Raw genomic sequence first — 24,555 nt, 5'->3', positions numbered from 1 at the left:
CAATGTTTAAACATTTATATCCGTTGCTATGAAAAGGCATTTGTAAAATCCTAAAAGCCATTTGCCCGACCTTTAGCATCAAATTACCTTATGAAAAAACTTATCCCTATACTGCTCCTGACAGCGTTTTTACAGCCCGTGTTCGCGCAAAACAGCTTCCTGCCAAAATTTATCCGCAAGATGTATTTTGATAAAGATACCACCAAAAAAAGCAGTTTTGTGATTCTGCCTGTATTAAGCACGGCACCCGAAACCGGCCTGGAGCTCGGCGGAGCCGGCCTGCTTTCTTTTTATACCGATACCACCAGCCGAGGCAATACCCGGGTATCAAACATATTTGCTTACGCTACCATTACCACAAAAGGGCAAAGCCGCTTTAGCCTGAGCACCAATTACTGGACACCGCAAAACAAATACCACTACATCGCGGCCGTCTCTTACATCAATTTCCCCTTCGATTTTTATGGCACAGGTAACAATACGCTAAAAAGCAATGCCGACCGCCTGGGCCTGAAACGATTTAAACTGGCCATGACCGGCGAGAAAAAGATCTCCCAAAACCTGTACATCGGCCTGGTAGCAGGCGGCTTTGATTATCGCTTTACCGATGCAGACAAAACAGGCGTATTTGAAACCGACCCAACTATTGAAGACCGCCACGGCGGAACAACCATTTACGCAGGGCCAACCCTGATATTCGACAGCCGCAACAACAATACCTATACCACCAAAGGCGCGGTGATCACCAGCTACCTCGACCTGATGAAGGGCATTGGCAGCAACAGCGGTTACAGTGGCGGGCTGTTAAATATCGAGTACGCGCAGTTTTTCTCGCTAAGCAAGCGTTTTGTTTTGGGTTTTAACGCGCAGGAACAAAGCCTTACGGGTAGCCAGTCGCCATTTTATTTGATGCCGGCTTTAGGGAGCGACGAGATGATGCGCGGCTACTACAATGGCCGTTTCCGCGACCGCAACCTTATTGCCGCCCAAACCGAACTGCGCTACCGCCTTAGTGACCGCATTGGCATCGTAGGTTTTGTTGGAACCGGCCAGGTTTGGAACAGCACCTTCAGCTTTGATGAACTAAAACCCAACTACGGCGGCGGGCTCCGTTATTTCTTCGATACGGAGAAGGGCCTGAGTATCCGTGTGGATTATGGTGTTGGGGAAAAACGGGCTAATGAGAAAAGGTTGAGTGGGGTATATATTGGGTTGGGAGAGGCGTTTTAGTTAGTTGATGGATGATAGTTCATGGTTCATAGTAGCTTCCTCTTCGGCTATGAACCATCATCCATGAACTATGATCTACCTAAAATCTTATCTTAAAATCTTCCTTCACCCTACCAGTCTTAAAAAACACAAGCCCTATCCAAAACAAATCTACCGTTACGGTTACCTGCGGGTTGGCTTTTATTTGTGCCCAGGCTTGTTTCATGCCTTCGCTCCAGTAGATATCATCAAATATCAGCATGGTGCCTTCGTGCACTTTGGGCAGGCATTGTTCAAAGTAATTTAGGGTTGCCACGCGCTGATGGTTCCCGTCTATGTACACAAAATCCAGCTTTTCGTGTTTGCCTAACACGCCCGCAAGGGTATCGTCGAAATTGCCGGTTACCAGGTTCACATCCTGCAGGCCGGCGCTGTTAAATACTTCTGTGGCTACCTTAGCCGTTTCGGGGCAACCCTCCAATGTATACACTTTTGCATCAGGGGCGGCCTCGTGCAGGTATAGGGTGGTAATGCCCAGGCAGGTGCCTAATTCAACAATATTCCTGGGTTTGGCAAAGGCCGCGAGGCGATAAAGCAACTGCGCCAGCTTTGGCGGTTTTAGCGCATTGATGGTGATATCGCTTATCTTTTTCTGGTTGCTCTTGTTCACCCGGGAGCCGGCACCAAGGTCGGTAACGGTGATCACTCGGTCATCAATCAGGAGGTTATCGCGCTCCTTCTCTATTTTATCGTAGGCGGGTTTGTGCTTGCGGTCGTAAATAACTTCGTCAACCAGTTTGTAAACAAACGGCGAGTGCAAACCATGACGGTTTTTTGACGTAAGCCTGTGAAACAAGAAATCTTTAGTGAACGTTAGATTAGACATTGGTTTAAATTGGTGTAAAAGTATACAAACTTTAGTATTTTAGCGGATAGTGATATGATAAATCCTACAGAAGTAAATTCCCTCATCAGACTGCTGGACGACCCGGACATGGAGATCTACGAGCATGTGCATGAAAAATTACGCTCTTACGGTACCGAAGTTATTGAATATTTGGAAAGCGCCTTCGAGCAGGCTTTTGACGCCATCCAACAGGAGCGGATAGCTAACCTGGTGCACGAGATCCAGTTCGGCACCGTAAAAAACGACCTGCAATTATGGTTCCATGGCGGCGCGTTCGATCTTTTGCAGGGCATCCTCATCATCAACCGCTACCAATACCCCGACCTGGACGAGCAGAAAGTGATTAACCAGGTAGAGGCTATTAAACGCGATATGTGGCTGCAGATGATGAACGAGGCCAGCCCGGTGGAACAGATAAAGCTGATGAACCATGTGTTTTACGCCATCCATGGCTTTAGCGGCAATACCACCAACCACCGCGACCCACAGAACAGCTACATCAGCCAGGTGTTGGAAAGCAAGAAAGGCAACCAGATCTCGCTGGCGATCATCTATTCTATCATTGCCCAAAAACTGGATATCCCGGTTTACGGCGTAAACCTGCCGCAGCACTTTATTTTGGCCTATATGGACGAGAGCCAGGAAACCGAATTTGAAGGCGGCATCCTGTTTTACATCAACGCTTTTAACAAAGGCTTTATATTCGGCAGGCGCGATGTGGATATGTTTTTAAAGCAGCTGAACCTTAAATTCGATAAGCAGTTTTACGAGCCCTGTTCCAATGCCGATATCATTAAACGCGTATTGCGCAACCTCATCAGCGCCTACGAACACGCCGGTGCATCCGAGAAAGTGGATGAGTTGAATGAGCTGCTGGGAATACTGGAAGCGCCAGCCGCCTCCGCTGGTTAGCGAAGGTGCTTTTGATTTGCATATTCGCTGCAATACCCGTGACATGTCCGCTTGGCGAGTCGACTCACCCGGAATGCGCTGCGCTGTTCCACCCTCTCTGCTTCGCAAGGAGGGTGAAGAAAAAAGAAAAAAACTCCCCTCTTTCCGAAGGAGAGAGGGGCAGGGGGTTAGTCAACTCGCGACGCGACATTCAACCCGCAAAGCTCATTCGTCCCACCACATTCCTATTTCGTCCCATTTGTTTTAGCGGTATAATTACCGGGGTTATCTTGCGGCATAATTTAAATCACCATGATCACCCTTATCCAAAAACCTGTCGACCTTAAAAAAATAGAAATCTGGGGAGCCAGCCTTATTTACGGCTTTGTTTTATTGCTGCTGTTGGCACGTGTTGCCGAAAGTAATGTAAACGTAATATGGACGCCGTACCGGTATATGTTTGATGAGTATCACCTGCATTACTCCTACTCCAAATATTTCTTCTTCCCGATGGTGGCGCGGTACACCCTTTACTTCTTTTCATTCTTACTCTGGAATTTTGTCATCATCCCTTCGCTCATAGAAAAACGCAAAACCACCCTGATGATCGTATTGGCGGTTGCCTTATTTGGTGCCATATGGCTGTTTTGCGGCATAACCGATACCTGGTTAAAGGGCTACCTTTTTTACAAACACACACCGGAATATGTAAATAACATCATTTTTAAAACAAACCTTATTTATGCCATATGGGTGACCATGATGCTTACGCTTTACAGCCTGATAAAGCATGCTGCCAATTATTTGCTCAACAATACCGACCGGATCCAATCGGAATATAAGGTACTCACCCGTGATAGCATTATTGCATTAGTGGTTTGGATGTTATTGATCTTTGGATTACTGTTGATAGATGCCAATATTGATGTGATCGCCCTGTTTTTTGTGACGATACCTGTGGCAATAGGCGTATATGGCCTTTCTACCTGTAGCCTTATACCCACCACTCTTGCCAATAAAAAACGTTTTTTAACTTATTGGCTAAAGGTGGTTTGGGTAACCACAGCTGTTTCCATCCCTGTGCTGTTTATTTCGGCAGCGGCTTTACACAGGCACGAGGCTGTAGCAATTATAGCAGGCTTTAGCGCATGTTTCCAGCTTTTGGTGGTGGCGCCATTCTCCTGGATCACCTACAAACGCCGCATGGCAGGCACCGCCGAGATCCTGAACCTGAAAACCGCGCTGGGCACCTCTGCCGCCAATCTCGACTTTCTGCGTTCGCAGATAAACCCACACTTTTTGTTCAATGCGTTAAACACCCTTTACGGCACCGCCCTGCAGGAAAACGCCGATCGCACCGGCGAAGGCATCCAGCGCCTGGGCGATATGATGCGCTTTATGCTGCAGGAAAACATGCACGAAAAGATACTGCTTACCCGGGAAATAGATTACCTGAACAACTACATTGCCCTGCAAAAGCTGCGTACGCAAACCTCGCCGGATATTAATATCGATGTGCAGATAGAAGATCATATCCTGGGGCTGCAAATTGCGCCCATGCTGCTCATCCCTTTTATAGAGAATGCCTTTAAACACGGCATCAGCCTGCGCGAGCCATCGCACATAAAAATAACCCTGCAAACCAAAGAGAATACGCTGTACTTTGATGTACATAACAGCATCCACATCCGGCCCGATAACGACCCCGAAAAAGGCAAGAGCGGCATTGGGCTGGTAAATGTAAAGCAGCGGCTAAAATTGCTTTACAACAACAAGCACGAACTCATCGTCCGCGAAAACGCAAGCGAATTTTTTATACATTTAACCATTAATCTGGCCTGATATTTTGATAACCGCTGTAGCCATAGACGACGAACCTTTAGCCCTTGGAGTGGTGCGCTCCCATGCGGCTAAGGTTCCGTTCGTTGATCTGAAAGCCGAGTTTACCGATGCCTTTAAAGCCATGGAATACCTGCAGCATAGTCCCGTAGACCTGCTGTTCCTCGATATTAAAATGCCCGATATCTCGGGTATCGACCTCCTCGCCTGCCTCAGCAAAAAACCGCTGGTAATTTTCACCACAGCCTACACCGAGCACGCCGTTACCAGCTTTGAGCTGGATGCGGTGGATTATCTATTGAAGCCCTTCTCATTGGCCCGGTTCACTAAAGCGTGTAATAAAGCTTACGAGCTGTACAATTTCCGCAATACCAGAGAAGATAAAAAGGATTACCTGTTCCTGAAAACCGGGTATGAGCAGGTGAAGGTAATGTTTGATGACATCTGCTACCTGGAAGCCACCGGCAACTACGTGAATTTTGAACTAAAAGATAAGCAATTGCTTTCCCGCATGACGATCTCCGAAGTGGAGAACCTGCTCCCTGCCGACCAGTTTATCCGCATCCACCGATCCTTTATCGCTGCAGTAAATAAGGTAGAGAAAATAGAGCGGCACCAGTTGGTGGTAAACGGCGCGGTGCTACCTGTGGGGAGTTCTTATTACCAGAATTTGGCGGCGGTGAAGTAGCACCATTTATTTTAAGCACGCCTGCAATCAGGGTTTACAAAAGTTTACACCTTTCAAAAGTAAAATTCATAAACAATTGATTATAAATTATTTACACACAAACAAGGGTTTACACTTTTTGCCGATATTTAAGTAACTGAAAGCCAAATTGGGTGCCGCTTAATTAAATAATATCAGGAGTTCCGGGCTAAAAAATCCCCATCCACTATCAAAAGCTTCACCCCATTTTTTGAGATAGACCGGTGCGAACTTGCACCATCAGAAACTACATAACTCATCCCTACGGTTAGGGTAAATATCTCGCCCGTTTCCAGCTCGCTTTCAAATTCACCTTCGAGGCAATGTACGATGTGGCCTTTCTGGCACCAATGGTCGGCAAGGTAACCGGCGGAGTATTCTACCAGCCTTATCCTCAAGCCAGGCAATTGCAGCACCTGCCAAAAGGAGGTACCGGAAATACCAGGGTGCTCCTCTTTGGGGATGTTATCCCATTGGATGGTTTGGAATGGAATGCTCACTGCGATTTGATATTAAAAAGTTTTTCGCTGAGTGTATTGATAGTGGATAAAAACCCGTCAATTTCTACTTTATAATTCCAATTAGAAAAATCATTAAAGCAAGATATCGTTGTTTCTCCATTTATCGGTCCGATAAAAACATCATCAATATCAGTACCACGCATGGCAAATCTTAAACCATGTCTTACGCGATAATTATAGACTAAATCCAATAACTCATCTTCTTCGATGCTGTCGCCGTCTAAATCCAAACCTTCATAAAAATTGTGTAAACCTTCAGCAACTGATGATTCTTGCAACGAGAATGGGTACTCTTCAGCAAGCAAATAGACCTGGTTTTCTATAACCCAAGCAACAAGTACCTTAACGTCCCATTGAGTATCAAATATTATCTTTTCAGATTCGCCATCGTCGTTACATATTTCCAATCGCATCCGTGCCCATTGTTCAAACACCGAAGATGGTTCATCAGCATAGGGATGATCAAGTATTTCAATGTTGAAATTTAAAAACATATTTTACTTCTTCAACCACCCATTAGCATCCATCCACGCGGCTGCCCAGTCAAACCATTTCTCTTTGGTGGTTGGGTTTGGCATGCCGAAACCGTGCCCGCCGTTTTGAAACAGGTGCATCTCTACCTTAACCTTTGCATTGGTTAGGGCTTCATACATCATCAGGCTGTTCTCAACAGGTACCGCGCCGTCATCCTGCGCGTGGATCAGAAAAGTTGGTGGAGTATTGGTCGTTACCTGCTTTTCGTTGGAGTATAGGTCGATCATCGCCTGGGACGGATTTTTACCGATCAGGTTATCGCGAGAGCCGGTGTGCGCCTTTGGCCCGAACGTGATCACCGGGTATATCAGCATCATAAAATCCGGGCGAACGCTGATGTTATCTTTATTGTCGATTACTACTTTATCAAAATGTGTACCTGCTGTTGAAGCCAGATGCCCGCCCGCAGAGAAACCGATAATACCTATGCGGTTGGGGTCCACGCCCCATATGGCTGCCCCCTGCCTTACTATTTGTATAGCGCGCTGCGCATCCTGTAAGGGACCGATAGTTTTATCTATCATGATCTCGTCTGTAGGCAATCGGTATTTTACCAAAAAGGCGGTAACCCCGATACTATTGAATGCTTTTGCAATGGCCATCCCCTCGTGGTTGTTGGCCAAACCGCCATAGCCACCACCCGGGAATATTACTATCGCCGCGCCGTTTGCCGTGCCTTTTTCGGGCAGATAAGGCGTTATGGTGGGGATGCTTACTTTGCTTATCCAGTTATTTTTATCGGTTACTTCAACATAAGTAGCCGGTGTTGGTTTGGAGTTGGGTATGCCTTTAGGATACAAAGGCATAGGGCTTTGCTGGCTGTAAGCGGTAAATGTAGCAGTTATCAAAACGAGGGCGATTAAGATGCTTTTCATAAATAGATCAACGCAATTGGTTGCCGCAAGTTACACATCCTGAAATAAAAAACGATGCTGTGTTTGCAGCATCGTTTTTTATAATCAAACCCCGTGACAAGACGGCTGAGTATGTTAGTTCTTCGGCCCGCCAAATTCCATCAGGTACGATTTTAGAAACTCATTCAGGTCGCCATCCAATACGGCGGCGGCGTTGGAGGTTTCATGATCGGTACGCAGATCTTTCACCAGCTTGTACGGGTGCAGCACGTAATTGCGGATCTGCGATCCCCATTCTATTTTCTTCTTGTTGCCCTCTACCGCGCTCGATGCTTCGGCGCGTTTGCGCATCTCGGCCTCGTATAACTGCGATTTTAGCAAGCGGATAGCGTTCTCTTTATTCTGTAATTGCGAACGCGATTCCTGGTTTTTGATGATAATGCCCGATGGCTTGTGGTATAAACGCACCGCGGTTTCTACTTTGTTTACGTTTTGCCCGCCAGCACCACCAGCGCGAAAGGTTTCAAATTCGATATCCGCATCTTTCACTTCTATCTCTATGGTATCATCTACCAACGGATAAACGTATACCGATGCGAACGAGGTATGGCGCTTAGCGTTGGCATCAAACGGCGATACGCGCACCAAACGGTGTACACCATTCTCGCCTTTTAAGTAGCCATAAGCAAAATCGCCCTCCAGCTGCAGGGTAACGGTTTTTACACCGGCTACGTCACCCGGCTGGTAATCCTGCTCGGTAACTTTGTAGCCATTTTTTTCGCCCCACATAATGTACATGCGCATCAGCATACCGGCCCAGTCGCAGCTTTCGGTGCCGCCGGCGCCTGCGGTAATTTGCAGTACGGCGTTAAACTGGTCTTCCTCGGCGCTAAGCATGTTTTTAAATTCCAGCTCTTCCACGGCGGTTGTCGCGGCCTGGTACTGCTCGTTCATCTCTGCCTCGGTGGCATCGCCAGCCTGGAAAAACTCAAACAATACGCCCGTATCTTCCACTACCGATACTACTTTCTGGAAAGCGTCGGTCCATATTTTTTTTGTTTTGATGGAAGCGAGTACCTTTTCGGCCTCTTTAGGATGATCCCAAAAATTGGGGCCTACGGTTATCTCCTGTTCCTTTTGCATCGCATCGAGTTTGGTATCGATGTCAAAGATGCCTCCTCAGGGAAGTTGTTCTATCCCTTAAATCCTGTATATTCTCTTTGGTCATGCGGCAAAGGTAGTTGAAAGGTTGGAATGTTAAAAGGTTGAAACGTTACAGATTAGTAATGAGTGAAAACTTTCAACTTTAAAACTTTTCAACCTTTCAACTTTCGCACAAAAAAAAAGCCTGCATTGATTGAACAATACAGGCCTTATATGTAAGAGTTTAGTTTGTTAAGCTATTTTAAGCTGGGTTAAAAGCATACCCATATCGGCAACATTGCCGCTTATTTTTGATAAAAGGGTATTTAAGGCAAATTCTTTGTTTTGTTCGGTTTTGCTTTGGCGAATTAGCTCCAGCATTACCGGGCGGATAAGTTCGTTGGAAATACGTTTTGCATCGACCGAACTGATATCGTAATATTTATCCAGCTTAATAGCGAATTTATTCACGGCACTATTGATAAGCGGATTATCATATACACCTGCTATTTCAAAATACTTCACCAGGTCTTTTAATTTACCACTCTCCATATGCGCCTTTATTACCTCGATGATAGAACTCGAAGCATCATTCATTACCGCTTCGTGATATTTTGAAGCAATTAAAGGGTTGTTGATAACGGCCGTCCCGGCGTTATTTTTTACGAGCAAAAAGAGTTTTTCGAACATAAAAGTAGTGTTTTAAAAGTAGATTGATGATTTGATGACAAACAACCGATTTATTTACCATCCCAACAAATATATCAAATATTTATTTCGATTTTAAAAAATATTTGATAATTATGTTAAAATAATGACAATTAAAATAGTGTAAATCAAACACTATGCTCAATGTGTTGAAAAGACACAAAATCACATAGTTAAGACATAATTTCAATTTTTATTTATCGCCCTAAATTAACTTGTTACTTTTACCAAAAATTATTCCGTTATGCTGCCATCTACCGACTTTACCGCCACCCAATCGTTTAACTATTTAACAGATCATTACATCGATATCGTATCCAAAAACCTGAAGGATCTTTTTGATGCTGATGCCCAGCGTTTTGAAAAATTCTCGCTGCAGTTTGAGGATATCCTGGTTGATTATTCTAAAAACCGCATCGACGAGGAAACCCTTGCCCTGCTGATACAACTGGCCCGCGAGTGTGGTGTAAATGATGCAATTGCTGCCATGTTTTCTGGCCAGACCATCAACGTTACCGAAGGCCGGCCTGTTTTACACGTTGCCTTACGTAACCGCAGCAATACGCCGATTTTAGTTGATGGTAAAGATGTTATGCCCGACGTGAACCGCGTACTGGATCAGATGAAAGCTTTCAGCGAAGCCATCATCAGCGGTAGCTGGACTGGTTACACAGGCAAAGCAATTACCGATGTGGTGAACATCGGCATCGGCGGGTCGGACCTGGGGCCGGTAATGGTTACCGAGGCATTAAAAGCTTATAAAAACCACCTTAACCTGCACTTTGTATCCAACGTGGATGCAACCCATATTGCGGAGACCTTAAAAACGGTAAACCCGGAAACCACGCTGTTCCTCATCGCCTCTAAAACATTCACTACGCAGGAAACCATGAGCAATGCCCACAGCGCGCGCGATTGGTTTATTAAAAGCGGCGGCAAGGATGAGGATGTGGCCAAACACTTTGCGGCGCTATCTACCAATAGCGAAGGCGTTGCCAAATTCGGTATCGATACCAAAAACATGTTTGAGTTTTGGGATTGGGTTGGCGGCCGCTACTCGCTTTGGAGCGCCATTGGCCTATCCATAAGCCTGAGCATTGGTTTTGATAATTTTATAGAACTGCTGGATGGCGCACACGCGATGGATAACCATTTCCAATCTACCGAACTGGAAGAAAACATCCCGGCCATACTAGCATTATTGGGAATTTGGTATAACAACTTCTTCGAAGCCGAAACGCAGGCTATTTTACCTTACGACCAATATATGCACCGCTTCGCCGCCTACTTCCAGCAAGGCGATATGGAAAGTAACGGCAAACATGTAGGCCGCAACGGCAAACATGTAGATTACAGCACCGGCCCCATCATTTGGGGTGAGCCGGGCACCAATGGGCAGCACGCGTTTTACCAGCTGATACACCAGGGCACCAAACTCATCCCTTGCGATTTTATAGCCCCTGCGCAATCACACAACCCGCTTGGCGAGCATCACAACATGCTACTATCCAACTTCTTTGCACAAACCGAAGCGTTGATGAATGGCAAAACCGAAGAAGTGGTGATTGATGAATTGAAGAAAGCCGGAAAATCTGAAGAAGAAATAACCAAAATAGCGCCCTTTAAAGTATTTGAGGGCAACCGCCCAACAAACTCTATACTGGTTAAAAAAATAACCCCGCGTGCCTTAGGTTCGCTGATTGCCATGTACGAGCATAAGATATTTGTGCAGGGCATTATCTGGAACATCTACAGTTTCGACCAATGGGGTGTTGAGTTAGGCAAGCAACTGGCCGGCAAAATATTACCGGAGTTGAAAGGCGACGAGGAAATCAACTCACACGATTCATCAACCAACGGGCTGATAAACCAGTATAAGGCCTGGAGGTAACGGCAGTGGGAATCTAAAAGGCGGCGGCCCGTGCGATTCCCCTCTTGAGAGGGGTGGAGGGGTGTGTTAGCCATTATCCATTGCGTTAATGCGTAGTGGCTAACACACCCCTGCAGCCGCACTTGCTTTCGCGCCCCCTCTCAAGAAGCATAGCCGCCAACTTAAGGAGTAAAGCAGACGCGTAGCGTCGACCGATTTTGTAGCAACGGATTTTAATCCGTTGTCGCAAAAGAACACCAACGTAAAAAACCGTCGGTTCGGTCGATATAAATCGCAAATAGGGGTCGTACCTACGGCACTCATCAAAACCCTCGGCTGCATCGGCGAGTTAAAACCCGCTGCTACAACATTTATCGAGCCGATGGCTCTTTTAAAATTCAAAACCTTAAGTTGACGGCTATGCCTCTCAAGAGTAATAGCCCATCATAAGACAGATTCCATAAAACGTTCCGCTGGAACGTAAAAATTGCTGTTATTTTTTTCTACCCATAAGACGTTCCTCTGGAACGACTTTGTTTTTCTTCATCCCTTCGGGATGTTTTATGGGTAGAAAATGCCAAAGACCCCTTTTACGTTCCAGCGGAACGTCTTATGAATTACCCGCCTGTCAAGTTATGGGCAGTTACTCTCTCAAGGGGGAAAAGTTATTGCAAACTTCAATACTGCGGGTCTTCGGGGCGGCGGTAGTTGTAGGGTTTGTCGTAAGCTTCGTCTACCTCTTCGTATGGTGCTACTTTGGGGTCCTGGCCATATTGGTTCACACCAACATTCCCTTTTTTAAATATCAGCCAAAAAATGTAGAATGGTATTAGTTGCCACCAGCCGCTTTTATCAATATCATGGCAGCGTTTGGTTCCTTGTGCCAGGGCAAACCATAGCATGGGCACCACCAGCATAACTGCAACGGCACCGCCTCCGCGCCCCTCGTCCATACCCCAGATAAAATAGTAGCACAGTAGATATGCTACGCAGCTAACAGCGTATTCTGCACGCCGGATACGGCCGCCGAACGAGAAGAGATTCCAGAGCATGGCAATTGAATAAGGCACCCTAAATTACAATTTATCTTATTTAAAATCAATATTTTGGATCACCGGCTCCCGGTGGCCCCATTGGCTCTTTATAATTAGGGTAATTGGGATAGTTGTCCCCCTTGGGGTTCTCGCCGTATTGGTTTACGCCTGTTTGGCCATCTGCCAGCAGCATCCAAAAAGTATAAAAGGGTATTAACTGGTACCAGCCGGTGTTGCCCAGGTCGTGGCTCCGTTTAGCGCCCTGTGCAAACCTGAACCAGGCTAAAGGGAAAAGTGCCAGCAGATAAATCTCTTTATGTCTATCGGCCGCCTGCACAATAATAAAAAAGAACACAACCATGTATATCAATAAGCTAAGCCCAAATTCCATCCGCCTGATGCGGCCATAAAATACAAACGGGTTGCTAAACATACTTCTTGATTAAGGTTGCTCTAAAATACAAAATAGTTACTTACATCTACAAATTTGCTTTATAACTCATCAGTACCACACCTGTATCAAATGTGATCTTCCCGGTAAATTGCAAGGCTGTATTGGTTTTAAACAACGCCCTGCCCCTATGTATCACCACCGGGTGTACCCAAAGCCGGTATTCGTCTACCAAATTAAGCTGGGTTAAGGCGGCAACAAGTTTACCGCTGCCATAAACAAGGATATCTTTACCATGCTGCCGCTTTAGTGCCCTTACTTCTTTGGCAACGCTCCGGGCCACGCGGCTGTTTTGCCAGTAAGCGGTTTTCCGGCTACGGGAAAACACCACCTTGGCGCAATGGTTTATCATCGCTGTAAAATCAGAATCTTCCCTCGGGCCTAAGGCGTTGCTGCCTTTGGCCATCCAATAGCCAGCCATGGCCTCATAGGTTATCCGCCCCAATAAAAGGGTATCGGCTTCGCCCAGGTGCAGCGATGTTACCCGCGCCATAGCTTCGTCCCAGCGGCTGTAATGCCAGTCGAGTTCGCCATTTGGCCCGGCCATGCACCCGTTTAGGGTTACATTCATCGATACAATAAGCTTTCGCATGGGCACCTCTTATTTTTCTACAGGATTATAAACCAGCACATTTATCCCGCAGGGGAACGAACGGGTTTCTACCAGTTTCAGGTTCAGCCTGTCTTGCAGATCGTTGTATATCGTCATCCCGCTGCCTATTACCACGGGGTTCACAAAAATATGGTACTCATCAATCAGGTTGTTTTTGATCATGGCCGATGCCAGGCGTGCGCCGCCGTAAACCATAATATCGCCGCCGGGCTGGCTTTTAAGCTTGCTTATTTCTTCTGCAATGTCACCTGTTGCCAACGTAGTGTTTGCCCAGGGATTTTCTGTAAGTGTTTTAGTAAAGACAACCTTATGAGTATTCACCATTTTGTCTGCCCCTTCCTCACCTTCACCGAGAGCCCCGGTCCAATACGGGATAAAGCCTTCAGCCAATACACGTCCCAAAATAATCAGATCCACCGGTTCTGTTATAGCGCCAACATATTCCTTCAGCTCCTCGTCCCAGTTCCAGGTCATCCAATCCATTTCGCCTTCGGGGCCGGCAACGTATCCGTCCAGCGTTACCTGCATCTGAAATTTTATCTTTCTCATCTTTGCTTTATTTACCCATCAAAGGTATACTAACTATTAGCGCCCGCTAAGGTGCGAAAATGACTTTTTAGGGGCGCTTTGCGACTTTACCTTCATTATTTAATATGGCTTGCCTATATTGCGGTACCAAATAAGCCAGCTATTATGAAGCACGTATCAATCCTCATTACCAACGATGCCGTTTTAGCAAGCATTGTAGACCCGCGCATTATATTTACCGGTGTAAACGATTTTTTGGCAGCTGCCGGTAAACCACCTGTGTTTAAGGTGCAGCTGATAGGGCTTGCACCCGAGGTGCGCCTTCATAACGGCCTGTTTTCGGTGCATACCGATGCCTTGCTGAAAGATGTGCCAAAAAGTGATATTGTTATTATACCCGCAATGGGTGGCGATATGCCCGCTGCTATTAAACGCAACGAGGAATTTTTACCCTGGATAGCTAAGCAATACAGCCAGGGCGCCGAGGTAGCCAGTTTATGCGTTGGCGCTTTTTTACTGGCCGCCACGGGTTTGCTTAACGGTAAGGAATGCAGCAGCCACTGGCGTTTTGCCAACCAGTTTAGGGAGATGTTCCCGGAGGTTACTTTGGTAGACGACAGGATTGTTACCGAGCAGCAGGGGCTTTACAGCAGCGGTGGCGCAACCTCTTACTGGAACCTGCTTTTGTACCTGGTAGAGAAACACGCCGGCCGCGAAATGAGCATCCTTGCTGCAAAAATGTTCGCGCTGGAGATCGACAGGAAGAGCCAGTCGCCTTTTATTATGTTCAACGGGCAAAAAACGCATGAGGACGAACCGATAAAAAAAGCGCAGGAGTTTATAGAAGCAAATATTACCGAGCGCATTTCGGTGGAGGACCTTGCCGATAAATATGCTATTGGTAAACGCCATTTTGAGCGCAGGTTTAAAAAGGCTACCAACAATACACCCGTAGAGTATATTCAGCGGGTGAAGATAGAGGCCGCCAAAAAACATTTGGAAAGCAGCCGGAAAAACGTAAACGAGGTAATGTACGATGTAGGTTATTCGGATACCAAATCATTCCGAAGCGTTTTTAAAAAAATAACGGGTCTATCACCGGTAGAGTATCGCAATAAGTACAACGCTATTACGCTTTAAACTAATAGCATAACTATCGTGACCCTCAAAATAATACCAAAAATTTAATTAATTACCCCTGTAACCCTTTTAGGCATGATAATTCATTTGCTTAAAAGAACTTATAAACAGATATTTACCGGCAGCAATATAAAACCCCTAAGGCGACCCATTTGCCCTGATTAAAACATAAACATAAATTGAAAGCGTTTGTAACCAAGTATCCAGTTTCCTGTTTTATCGGGCTTGCGTTTGCTATTTCGCTATTGATAGGCTTCCCATTAAAAAATTTAATACTAAATGATGTTTTTGCCGGTTCGGAGATCGGCATGGGCTATTTGTCTAAGATCCCGGTGGTTTTTGGCCCGGCTATCGCAGCTATTATTGTTACCTATGCAACGTTGGGCGCTGCTGGCCTTAAGGCGCTCTTCAGCAGGCTAACGCCTTATATCGAACACATCATCTGGTGGTTTGGCTTGCCTTTTGCCGGTTTGGCCATTACAGCTATAGCATTTGTTGTGGGTGGCTTTACGTTTGGCGAATTAGTTGCCATGGCCACATCTGTAAGTCCAATGGTGTTAACCATGCACCTGGCCGGCTCCATAGTTATCATAGGCCTGGGCGAGGAACTTGGCTGGCGCGGATGGCTGTTGCCAAAACTGGCACAAACACGCACTTTAAAAAACGCTACAATATTGGTGTTCATCACATGGGCACTATGGCATTTACCCCTCTTTTTTGCAGGCTACCGGGTAGCTATACCGTTTACCGTGATAGTGCTGGCATTATCCATCATATTTACCTGGCTATGGAACCGCGTTGGCGGCAATGTTGTTGTTTTAATAATTGCGCACGCTTCAGTAGATTTTTCGGAAGCGTTTTTTGAGGAGCGCATAGGCCCAAACCACAGCAACCAGGTACTTAATGCCTGGGCCGCATTGAGCGTAATTTACCTTGTAATAGCAGCCGTATTGTTTTTTGCCGACAAGAAAACCTGGAATACCACCCTACAGCCCGACGACGAGCGCCTGGTAGGCACAATATCCCCCCAAGCCGCGAAAGCGCCGGCAGAATAAACCCGGCTTTACTTCTTCACAAACTTTACCTGGAACAACTTATCCCACTTTTTACCGGTTACAAAGATGCGGCCGGTTGCCTTATCATAAGCTATGCCGTTTAACACATCCGCGTTGGCATTGCGGTTTGCTTCGGGGTAAAGGGCTTTCATATCTATCTTTTGTAGCACCGCGCCGGTTTTGGGGTCTATCACTAAAATATCGTCGGTTTGGTAAACGTTGGCGTATAGCTTGCCGTCTATCATTTCCAGTTCGTTCACCTGGTTTATGGCACCTTTATCGTCGTATACATCAATATAGCCAACCTGCTGGTAGGTGTCTTTATTTAAAAAGAAAATGCGGTTGGTTTTATCATCCATGTACAGCTTATTGCCGTCGAAGGTCATCCCCCATCCCTCTATACCCACGTTGTTATCAAATGTGCTGAGCAGCTTAAAAGTATCTTTATCGTATACAAAGCCTTTACGCTCCATGTAGGTAAGCTGTATCAGTTTGTTGCCCACAATGGAGATCCCCTCGGCAAATACCTTCGGGTCTATCATGATCATCCGCTCGGCTTTGCCGGTTTGCAGGTTTACTTTTTTCAGGCGCGATTGGGTTTCCTTCGACTGGCCCGGTGGGGGATCGAGGTAACCGCCGCCGCTTTCGTACAAGGCGCCGTCCTGGTAAAGCAATCCTTCGGTATAGGTTGCCGTATCATGCGGAAACACCTTCTCTACCTTAAAAGTTAATTCTTCGGGAGCTTTGGCAGCCAACAGCACAATGTTGGTGGTAAATTCCTGCGGCTGACCCGCCTGGTAAACCTTGGCGGTTATTACACGCGCACCTAACACCAGCGTATCTGTTTTAAGCGTTACAGCGGTGGAATCTTTAGCCGAGCCTATCCGCATGCCATCCATCAGGTACACTACCGAATCGGGCTTAAGATCCGCCGGGTATTTTACGCTGAAATTTACCGGCTCGCCGGATTTGTAGGTAGTGCCTGCATCGGGACTAACGGTAATGTAATCATCTTTTTTGGTGTCTTTACAGCCATTGCACCCGCAGGCTAATAATGCTACTATGGCAAAGTAGAGTAATCTTTTATTCATTTTAGGTGGCAGAAGGCCAAAAGGCATCTTCAATATGTTTTAAAGTATAATTGTTAGTACGGTTGAACAGGATAGATATTATATCAAAGCGAACTTCGCCCTGGTGGTTCATCAAATAAATGTACTCGTCGGCAGCATCTGCCAGCAAACGCTGCTTGCGGGCGTCCACAAAATCCTCGGGCAAGCCAAAGCCGGTGCCGGTTCGGGTTTTCACTTCGGCGAATATAATAGTTTTGTCTTTATAGGCGATAAGGTCTATCTCGGCTTTGCCGAAAACCCAGTTCTCGTCCATTATCTCGTAGCCGTTGGCTTCGAGGTGGGCTTTGGCTATTGCTTCGCCCTGCCGGCCGAGATCGTTGTGGGTTGCCATTAATTATTTACGGGTGAGTTGAACGGCATAGAATTAATATTTGCATGTACAACCCTTAAAATTATTAAAATAAATAACCCGCCTGCTTACAGATGGATAAACTTTTAAATAAACCACGCAAACTGTATCGCCAATTTTATTGGCATCCGTCACAAGCGAGTTGCCTGTAAATGCCCGCCCTGCAACTGAAAATTGATATTTATAGTCTGCCATTTGATATCTAACGCGCGTGGATTCATTAGTAATGGATGCGTTAGCGCATATACCAAACGACTTAAGAAAAAAATCTTCGGCAAATGGTTTTAATAAAAAGTACAACAAAGTTCCAAAAAACAATATAGCTAAAACACGCTGCTTCATCTTTTTAGTTATATTCAATTATTTTAATATCACAGAACCTAAATAATCTGATATACTTTTCTCCACCTTTTTCATGTGCATATACTGGTTCAGCAAAATATCCTGGTCGGCATCAGAGGTGGCATTCTGGAGCTCGTTGCGCAGGTTTTCCAAGATCTTGCCAACCATGTGCATTTTAAGGTGAAAAATAGCGCCTAAAATAGTGGCTTTCATGTTGGCCTGCTCATCGGTCACTAAAATCTTATGCATCTCGTACCAGTTCTCGCTCAGTGTATATTTAGTGGCCAGCAGGGTAACCACCAGGTCCACAATTCCCTTATCGGGGTGGTGGATAAAATGTTGTTCATCGGGCAATACACCGTTCTCCACCTCTTTTTGATACATCTCTACAAATTGCTTGCAGGCGGGTATCTCAAATTCTACATCGCTCAGTTCGGCTATCATAAAAGGCCCGATGTAGGTATTGGCAATGCCGTCCCAATCGATCATTTTATTGCCATACAACAGCAGCAGGCGAACGATCTCCTTCTCCTGGGTATCAATTACCTTATCTTTCGTCCCGGCTTGCTCTTCGTAATACTGCAGCTCATCCGGTGGTGCCACATCATCGTACTGTTGCTGCTGCCGGTTGCTTTGCTGCTGGCTATCCTTTTTGGCCTTGGCCAGGCGCATCTTATTCAATTCGGAAAGCAACGCGCGCTCATCAATTTGCATGATGTGGCTGCACTCCTTAATGAATACGGAGGCTTTTATCGAATCGGGGATCTTGGCGATGCTTTCTACCACTTCGCGGATCACATCGGCCTTTTTTATCGGGTCGCCGCCTGCATCCTTAAGCAGCAGGGTGGTTTTGTACAGGATAAAATCCTTCTTATTTTCTTCGATGTGCTTTTTAAAAGCATTGGTGCCCAGTTTGCGCACATAGGAATCCGGGTCGTGCCCATCGGGGAAGGAAACCACCTTTACGTTGAGCCCCTGCTCCAATATCATATCCAGCCCGCGTAAGGATGCCTTGATACCCGCCGCATCGCCATCATACAAAATAGTAATGTTTTTGGTGAACCGGCTGATAAGTTTGATCTGCTCCACGGTAAGTGATGTACCGGATGAGGCCACCACATTCTCTATCCCTGCCTGCGAAACCGACAGCACATCGGCATACCCTTCTACCAGGTAACAGTTATCTTCCTCGCGGATGGATTTTTTGGCGAAGTACAGTCCGTAAAGGATATTTGATTTATGGTAGATCTCCGACTCAGGCGAGTTGACGTATTTGGGGACGTTCTTATCCGTCTTCAGCGTACGCCCGCCAAAGGCTATTACTCTGCCGGTGAAGCTATGGATGGGAAACATCACACGCCCGCGATAGCGGTCGTACAGGGTACCGTTCTCCCGCTTTACGGACAGGCCGCTCTCCACCAGAAATTCTTCCTGGTAGCCATTGCGGATAGCGCTGGCAGAGAATGCTTCCCATTGATCGGGCGAGTAGCCCAGCTCGAACTTTTTAATGGTATCATTGGTAAAACCGCGCTCTTTAAAATAGCTCAGGCCGATGCTTTGGCCTTCGTCGGTATCCAATAAACTTTCGTGGAAAAATTTTGCGGCGTAACCCGATACGATCATGAGGCTTTCGCGGCGGTTGTCTTCGGCTTTATCTTCCGCCGACATTTCCGTTTCCTCAACCTCTATTCCGTATTTTTTTGCCAGCCATTTCAGTGCCTCGGGATAGGTGAATTTCTCCAGCTCCATTAAAAAAGTAATGGCGCTGCCGCCTTTGCCGGTAGAGAAATCTTTAAAAATCCCCTTGGCCGGCGATACCGTGAACGATGGCGTGCGCTCATTAGCGAAAGGGGAAAGGCCTACGTAATTGGCGCCCCGCTTTTTTAATTGTACAAATTCGCCAATCACCTCCACAATATCTGTGGCTTCCATTATACGGTCGATGGTGGGTTTGGTGATCATATTTAAAAAAGCGTGAGCCTGCAAAAGTAAGGGTTATGGGCCTTAGTTCTTCTTTAAAGGTAGAAAATTATCATTCAATAATTAGTCGTTGGTTTAAAACTGCGGCGATGACATACTGGCTACCCATAAAATGTTCCTAACGGAACATCGGGAATATGGACGCTCTTTTTCTACCCATAAAATGTTCCTAACGGAACATCGGGAATATGGACGCTCTTTTCTACCCATAAAATGTTCCTAACGGAACATCGGGAATATGGACGCTCTTTTCTACCCATAAAATGTTCCTAACGGAACATCGGGAATATGGACGCTTTTTTTCTACCTATAAAATGTTCCTAACGGAACATCGGGAGGCACCTTTTTGCCCTGCGTTCCAGAGGAACGCCTTATGGGTAGAAAAAGGTTAGAAATATACATATTCCATCGGAACATCTTATGGCCGTCACCATGCTATTCCAGTTCCTTAAAGATATATTGCTCCTCCCATTCGATCTCAAATTTGGTTAGGAACTCGCGGTATTCTTCCAGAAAGGTTCGTTTCTTATGATGTTTTTCCTGATTTTGAATATACCTGATCACATCCGGCACCTGGCTCTTTGCATACGAAAATCCACCGTACCCCTCCTGCCAAGCAAAAGGTACCGAACAAACATTTTGCGCCTTAACCCATTTGCTGCTTTCTGTCTTCACATTTTGAATTAACGCGGATATCGATTGATGAGGCCGCATACCAATAAAAATGTGGATGTGGTCTGGCATCGTATTTATTTGGAGCATCTTGTGGTTGTTCTCCTGGAAAATACCGGTAATAAATCTCATCAACTCATCTTTCCAATCGTTAGCAATTAAGGCAGCACGATATTTCACGGCGAAAACAAATTGGATATGGACTTGGGTATAGGTATTCGGCATAATCTATTGCTTGCTGCAATTTAATTATTTTTTTCATATGAGGGATGAGCGTCAATTATTAAGCCGCTACCTTCGGCTTCAAAAACGTTACCGCAATACCTGCCAGCACAATTACACTCCCGATGATTTCCGTTACAGATAAATGCTCATCCAATAAAAATGCCGCCAAAATACCCGCGAAAACGGTTTGGCTAAGTAAGGCAATGGCTACCCTGGTAGACGGCAGATACCGCAACGAGTAGTTGATAGTGAGCCAGCCGGTAAGCTGGCAAATAATGCCCATACCGATAAAGCAGAGCCACACATTCAAGGAAAAATCCACCATGTTATCGCCGGTAAACACACTTACGGCAAACAGGAAAATAGCCGCGCTCAGCATACTGTAAAACATAAAGGTGAACACATCTATGCCCGCCATCACGTTTTTGGTGATAAGGATATAGCTGGCGTATAAAAAGCTTGCCAACAGCGCCAGAAGGATACCTGCGTTAAACTCAAGATGTATGATATGCTCGTACCCTACCAGCACTATCATACCAATAATGGCAATGAAAGTACCAATCCAAAACAACTTACCCGATTTTGCCTTAAACAGCAAATAGCCTATCAGTCCCACCCAAACAGGCGCCAGGTTGGCAACAAGGGTAGATACCGTAGCGCTGATCTTTAAAAGCGATACATTCCAAACCGCAACATCCGATGCGAAAACGATGCCCGCAGCTATGGAAATAAGAAGCTGCTTCCGTTCTACCTTCAGCTTGTTTTTGATGATGCAATAAGGCAGCAGGCAGGCCCAGGCTATAGCCACCCGGTAAAAAGCAGCGCCAAGCGGCGATACCCCCGCCAGCTTTACAAAAATGGGCGAGAACGAGATACACAATATACCGATAACAAGACTTACCCTTGGATTCATGCCACAAACTTACGGAAGTCCGAATCAGAATTTACAGAATTAAAAGATTCACAGAATTACTTGGCATATGGCAATTCAAACGGCCGAAGGACACGGGAAAGCTGAGGATTAACCCAATCGCGTTGCTTGGCTTTAAATTAACATAATGATAACACACGTTTTAGTTACTTTACTGTAGCACCCCAGGCAATTGCCCGTAATAGATATAAAACGTCACCTATGAAAAAACTTACACTACCCGCCTTAATTATTCTTTGTTTGTTCACCGCCGCATGCTCTAAGCGCAATTGCTGCGTACCGCCTGTTATTGCGCCTTACATTGGAGCCGACAAAAATTCGGTAAAATGGACCGCCGAGGCCACCGCCGAAAAACAGGGAACGGATACATTATTGATAGTTGGCTCGCAAACCGAAGAGCGGCTGATCATGCGCTTAAAGTTCACCGGCAAAGGCACCTATACGCTTCAAAACACGCAGGCTTTTTATTTTACAACTATTGGCGGTGATGTTTTTACAAGCAGATATAACGTTGACAATACCGCCGCGAGTACACTAACCGTTACCAACTACGACGAAGCAACCAAACTGGTTAGCGGCACCTACAGCCTTACGCTTAAAAAAGAGTATCCAAATCCTTCCTCAGCTTACCCTGAAACCGTAAAATTTGCTAACGGCATGTTTCATGTTTACCTGCCCAAATAAATTGGTTGTTGCGCGTAGCCTATAAGCTACGCGTTTAAATTATGCAATTTCGGGTTCATCCAACCGATGATAAATTGTATTTTTGCCGCTCAAATATATATTATATGGGTCAGCGGATTAAAATTAAAGCACTACTGCAAAGCGGTGAAACCGGTACAGAGGTAACAGTAAAAGGATGGGTAAGGGCTTTCCGCCAAAATCGTTTTATTGCTTTAAATGATGGCTCTACCAATAGCAACCTGCAAATTGTGGTTGATTTTGAAAACACCGACCCTGCATTACTTAAACGCATCACTTTTGGCGCGGCGGTAGCTATCACCGGCACCCTTGCACCATCTTTAGGCCAGGGGCAGTCGGTAGAAGTTATAGCAGGCGAGATTGAAATTTTAGGCGATTGCAACCCGGAAGAATTTCCGTTGCAACCCAAAAAGCAAACTTTGGAGTTTTTGCGCGAGAACGCCCACCTGCGTTTTCGTACCAATACATTCGGCGCGATATTCCGTGTGCGGAACACCTTATCGTTTGCGGTGCACCAGTTTTTCCAGGAGAAGGGCTTTGTGTACCTGCATACCCCGGTGATCACCCAATCAGATGCTGAAGGTGCCGGCGAGGCATTCCATGTAACCAATTTCGACCTGAACAATGTACCGCGTACCGATACCGGCGAGGTGGATTATAAGCAGGATTTCTTCGGAAAATCTACCAACCTTACCGTTTCCGGTCAGCTGGAAGGTGAGCTGGGTGCTATGGCCCTGAGCGATATTTATACTTTCGGCCCAACTTTCCGTGCGGAAAACTCCAATACCACCCGTCACCTTGCGGAGTTTTGGATGATTGAGCCGGAGATGGCTTTTTATGATATCCACGATAACGCCAACCTGGCTGAGGAACTGCTGAAATATGTGATCAGCTATGCTTTGGATAAAAACAAAGAAGACCTGGAGTTTTTAACCCAGCGTTTATTAGAGGAAGAAAAGCAAAAGCCACAGAACGAGCGTTCGGAACTTTCTTTGCTGGACAAGCTGCAATTTTGCCTCAACAACGATTTTGAGCGCTTAACTTATACCGAAGCAATCCAAATCCTGCGCGAATCTACCCCGAACAAGAAAAAGAAATTCGTTTATCCTGTTGAGGGTTGGGGTACCGATCTGCAATCGGAGCATGAGCGTTACCTGGTAGAAAAACACTTTAAAAAACCAGTGATCCTGACCGATTACCCTAAAGAGATAAAATCCTTTTACATGCGCCAAAACGATGACGGCAAAACCGTTGCCGCTATGGATATCCTGTTCCCGGGCATCGGCGAAATTATCGGCGGCTCGCAACGCGAAGAACGTTTGGATAAACTGGAAACCCGTATGGACGAACTCGGCATCCCGAAAGATGAGCTTTGGTGGTATTTAGATACCCGGAGGTTCGGTTCTTGTCCGCATGCCGGCTTTGGCCTTGGCTTCGAGCGTTTGGTGCTGTTTGTTACCGGTATGGGTAATATAAGGGATGTGATCCCTTTCCCAAGGTTCCCGAAGAATGCGGAATTTTAATTGACGGGATTACACCGATTTTTAGGATGATTTCACCGATTTGATTTGCCAATCGGTGGAATCATTGTCACTGCTTTATTTTTCCGAATTCGTAGGTATGGCGCTTATCTCTACCCGAATAGCTATTAATTATCTCAAAAGTATTGGGGTCTGCACCCTTTAGAATTGTATTTTCTTGTATTACTTTACTTTTGGTTCTTCCCCAGTCTTTGTCAATGGGCTCAAAATCGCTGATATCTGATAGTTTAATGGTATCATATCCGTGTATTAAAATATCGCCCGCCTTCGACCATGGATATTTAATCAATTGTAACCTCTTTAAATCTATCCCTTTTATCGCACAGTTATTTATGTCGTTATAGAACCCAAAAAAATAAGCTGAATCTTTATCGGCGAATACGTAATTCCCAAGAAACTTAAAACTATGAGGGTCGATGTTTTTCACAGGCACACCATCTATAAATAGATGGTTTTTGTCTTTCCCAAAGTTAAAGTTGCAATCGCATTTAAAACCAATACTTTCGAAAGTCTTGGCATTTGCACTTGGCATAAGCAATTTACCATGCCCAACCGCCTCGTTCCAATATTCATAATATACCTTGTCATTTTCAATTTTATAGCCTTGCCTACAACTGAAAAGAAGACAAAAGGCAGCAAAAACCAATAGAATTTTAACTATTTTCATCATTAAAACGCCG

At 45.7% G+C, this 24,555-nt stretch carries 26 protein-coding genes; 9 read left to right on the top strand and 17 right to left on the bottom strand.

The features are described 5' to 3' along the window. Positions 1 to 90: 90 nt before the first annotated feature. Complete coding sequence (locus IDJ77_RS13655) at positions 91 to 1,230, top strand: BamA/TamA family outer membrane protein (RefSeq protein ID WP_191189518.1); 1,140 nt, start codon at positions 91 to 93, stop codon at positions 1,228 to 1,230. Positions 1,231 to 1,309: 79 nt separating this feature from the next. Here IDJ77_RS13655 and IDJ77_RS13650 read toward each other — a convergent pair whose 3' ends face one another. Beyond that, the gene (locus IDJ77_RS13650) at positions 1,310 to 2,095 is read right to left on the bottom strand and encodes an O-methyltransferase (protein ID WP_191189517.1); all 786 of its coding nucleotides are present in this window, start codon (positions 2,093 to 2,095) and stop codon (positions 1,310 to 1,312) included. A gap of 54 nt (positions 2,096 to 2,149) precedes the next feature. On the opposite strand from IDJ77_RS13650, the gene IDJ77_RS13645 reads away from it, so the two are divergent. From IDJ77_RS13645 to IDJ77_RS13635, 3 genes are all read left to right on the top strand, one after another. Continuing rightward, positions 2,150 to 3,028, top strand: coding sequence for a transglutaminase-like domain-containing protein (locus IDJ77_RS13645; RefSeq protein ID WP_191189516.1), 879 nt, complete (start codon positions 2,150 to 2,152; stop codon positions 3,026 to 3,028). A gap of 291 nt (positions 3,029 to 3,319) precedes the next feature. Then, positions 3,320 to 4,849: a sensor histidine kinase gene (locus tag IDJ77_RS13640; RefSeq protein ID WP_224751090.1), complete on the top strand. Its 1,530-nt coding sequence runs from the start codon at positions 3,320 to 3,322 to the stop codon at positions 4,847 to 4,849. A gap of 4 nt (positions 4,850 to 4,853) precedes the next feature. After that, positions 4,854 to 5,534 (top strand): LytR/AlgR family response regulator transcription factor, encoded by a 681-nt coding sequence (locus IDJ77_RS13635; protein WP_224751089.1) that lies wholly within the window; start codon positions 4,854 to 4,856, stop codon positions 5,532 to 5,534. A gap of 173 nt (positions 5,535 to 5,707) precedes the next feature. Here the strand turns inward: IDJ77_RS13635 and IDJ77_RS13630 are convergent, their stop codons facing one another. From IDJ77_RS13630 to IDJ77_RS13610, 5 genes are all read right to left on the bottom strand, one after another. Further along, positions 5,708 to 6,052 carry a DHCW motif cupin fold protein gene (locus IDJ77_RS13630; protein WP_317174340.1) on the bottom strand — a complete coding sequence of 115 codons (345 nt, stop codon included), beginning with the start codon at positions 6,050 to 6,052 and terminating at the stop codon, positions 5,708 to 5,710. Further along, complete coding sequence (locus IDJ77_RS13625) at positions 6,049 to 6,567, bottom strand: hypothetical protein (protein ID WP_191189515.1); 519 nt, start codon at positions 6,565 to 6,567, stop codon at positions 6,049 to 6,051. Before IDJ77_RS13625 ends, IDJ77_RS13630 begins: the two co-directional genes overlap by 4 nt. A 3-nt stretch (positions 6,568 to 6,570) precedes the next feature. After that, positions 6,571 to 7,482: an alpha/beta hydrolase gene (locus IDJ77_RS13620; RefSeq protein WP_191189514.1), complete on the bottom strand. Its 912-nt coding sequence runs from the start codon at positions 7,480 to 7,482 to the stop codon at positions 6,571 to 6,573. Positions 7,483 to 7,596: 114 nt separating this feature from the next. Continuing rightward, a protein-coding gene (prfB, locus tag IDJ77_RS13615; protein WP_224751088.1) for a peptide chain release factor 2 occupies positions 7,597 to 8,689 on the bottom strand; the annotation gives its coding sequence in 2 pieces (ribosomal slippage) (positions 7,597 to 8,628 and positions 8,630 to 8,689; 1,092 coding nt in all). 167 nt (positions 8,690 to 8,856) lie between these two features. Continuing rightward, on the bottom strand, positions 8,857 to 9,294 hold the full coding sequence (locus IDJ77_RS13610; RefSeq protein WP_191189512.1) for a hypothetical protein: 438 nt from the start codon (positions 9,292 to 9,294) through the stop codon (positions 8,857 to 8,859). A gap of 262 nt (positions 9,295 to 9,556) precedes the next feature. Here IDJ77_RS13610 and pgi point away from each other — a divergent pair, with 262 nt between their 5' ends. Beyond that, on the top strand, positions 9,557 to 11,203 hold the full coding sequence (pgi, locus tag IDJ77_RS13605) for a glucose-6-phosphate isomerase (RefSeq protein WP_191189511.1): 1,647 nt from the start codon (positions 9,557 to 9,559) through the stop codon (positions 11,201 to 11,203). A gap of 656 nt (positions 11,204 to 11,859) precedes the next feature. Here the strand turns inward: pgi and IDJ77_RS13600 are convergent. The 4 genes from IDJ77_RS13600 to IDJ77_RS13585 are packed head-to-tail and all read right to left on the bottom strand — an operon-like array spanning position 11,860 to position 13,829. Continuing rightward, a complete protein-coding gene (locus IDJ77_RS13600) occupies positions 11,860 to 12,234 on the bottom strand; it encodes a DUF805 domain-containing protein (protein ID WP_191189510.1) in 375 nt (124 codons plus the stop codon). Positions 12,235 to 12,280: 46 nt separating this feature from the next. Beyond that, entirely contained in the window at positions 12,281 to 12,649 is a 369-nt protein-coding gene (locus IDJ77_RS13595; RefSeq protein WP_191189509.1) for a DUF805 domain-containing protein, read from the bottom strand. Between the two features lie 46 nt (positions 12,650 to 12,695). After that, positions 12,696 to 13,259 carry a dihydrofolate reductase family protein gene (locus tag IDJ77_RS13590; RefSeq protein ID WP_191189508.1) on the bottom strand — a complete coding sequence of 188 codons (564 nt, stop codon included), beginning with the start codon at positions 13,257 to 13,259 and terminating at the stop codon, positions 12,696 to 12,698. Between the two features lie 9 nt (positions 13,260 to 13,268). After that, on the bottom strand, positions 13,269 to 13,829 hold the full coding sequence (locus tag IDJ77_RS13585; RefSeq protein WP_191189507.1) for a dihydrofolate reductase family protein: 561 nt from the start codon (positions 13,827 to 13,829) through the stop codon (positions 13,269 to 13,271). Positions 13,830 to 13,973: 144 nt separating this feature from the next. On the opposite strand from IDJ77_RS13585, the gene IDJ77_RS13580 reads away from it, so the two are divergent. Both IDJ77_RS13580 and IDJ77_RS13575 read left to right on the top strand, forming a co-directional pair. Next, the gene (locus tag IDJ77_RS13580; RefSeq protein ID WP_191189506.1) at positions 13,974 to 14,948 is read left to right on the top strand and encodes a GlxA family transcriptional regulator; all 975 of its coding nucleotides are present in this window, start codon (positions 13,974 to 13,976) and stop codon (positions 14,946 to 14,948) included. A 179-nt stretch (positions 14,949 to 15,127) separates the two neighbouring features. Further along, positions 15,128 to 16,003, top strand: coding sequence for a CPBP family intramembrane glutamic endopeptidase (locus tag IDJ77_RS13575; RefSeq protein WP_191189505.1), 876 nt, complete (start codon positions 15,128 to 15,130; stop codon positions 16,001 to 16,003). 8 nt (positions 16,004 to 16,011) lie between these two features. Here IDJ77_RS13575 and IDJ77_RS13570 read toward each other — a convergent pair whose 3' ends face one another. From IDJ77_RS13570 to IDJ77_RS13545, 6 genes are all read right to left on the bottom strand, one after another. Then, entirely contained in the window at positions 16,012 to 17,094 is a 1,083-nt protein-coding gene (locus IDJ77_RS13570; protein ID WP_191189504.1) for a glutaminyl-peptide cyclotransferase, read from the bottom strand. Position 17,095: 1 nt separating this feature from the next. Next, positions 17,096 to 17,464 carry a YraN family protein gene (locus IDJ77_RS13565; protein WP_191189503.1) on the bottom strand — a complete coding sequence of 123 codons (369 nt, stop codon included), beginning with the start codon at positions 17,462 to 17,464 and terminating at the stop codon, positions 17,096 to 17,098. Between the two features lie 33 nt (positions 17,465 to 17,497). Beyond that, entirely contained in the window at positions 17,498 to 17,824 is a 327-nt protein-coding gene (locus tag IDJ77_RS13560) for a hypothetical protein (RefSeq protein ID WP_191189502.1), read from the bottom strand. Between the two features lie 18 nt (positions 17,825 to 17,842). Next, a complete protein-coding gene (gene dnaG, locus IDJ77_RS13555; protein WP_191189501.1) occupies positions 17,843 to 19,786 on the bottom strand; it encodes a DNA primase in 1,944 nt (647 codons plus the stop codon). Between the two features lie 453 nt (positions 19,787 to 20,239). Beyond that, positions 20,240 to 20,701, bottom strand: coding sequence for an IS200/IS605 family transposase (gene tnpA / locus IDJ77_RS13550; RefSeq protein ID WP_191189500.1), 462 nt, complete (start codon positions 20,699 to 20,701; stop codon positions 20,240 to 20,242). Positions 20,702 to 20,759: 58 nt separating this feature from the next. Continuing rightward, positions 20,760 to 21,614, bottom strand: coding sequence for a DMT family transporter (locus IDJ77_RS13545; RefSeq protein ID WP_191189499.1), 855 nt, complete (start codon positions 21,612 to 21,614; stop codon positions 20,760 to 20,762). Positions 21,615 to 21,833: 219 nt separating this feature from the next. Between IDJ77_RS13545 and IDJ77_RS13540 the strand changes: the two genes are divergently transcribed. Both IDJ77_RS13540 and asnS read left to right on the top strand, forming a co-directional pair. Next, positions 21,834 to 22,316, top strand: a complete 483-nt coding sequence (locus tag IDJ77_RS13540; protein WP_191189498.1) for a DUF6252 family protein — start codon at positions 21,834 to 21,836, stop codon at positions 22,314 to 22,316. A 104-nt stretch (positions 22,317 to 22,420) separates the two neighbouring features. Beyond that, a complete protein-coding gene (gene asnS / locus IDJ77_RS13535) occupies positions 22,421 to 23,857 on the top strand; it encodes an asparagine--tRNA ligase (protein WP_191189497.1) in 1,437 nt (478 codons plus the stop codon). A 67-nt stretch (positions 23,858 to 23,924) separates the two neighbouring features. Here asnS and IDJ77_RS13530 read toward each other — a convergent pair whose 3' ends face one another. Continuing rightward, entirely contained in the window at positions 23,925 to 24,545 is a 621-nt protein-coding gene (locus IDJ77_RS13530; protein WP_191189496.1) for a DKNYY domain-containing protein, read from the bottom strand. Positions 24,546 to 24,555: the final 10 nt, after the last annotated feature.

Source organism: Mucilaginibacter pankratovii, assembly GCF_014773265.1.
GTDB classification, from domain to species: Bacteria; Bacteroidota; Bacteroidia; order Sphingobacteriales; family Sphingobacteriaceae; genus Mucilaginibacter; species Mucilaginibacter pankratovii.
The sequence above is the reverse complement of the archived record's forward strand: the minus strand, read 5'-3'. Positions and strand labels throughout refer to the sequence as shown.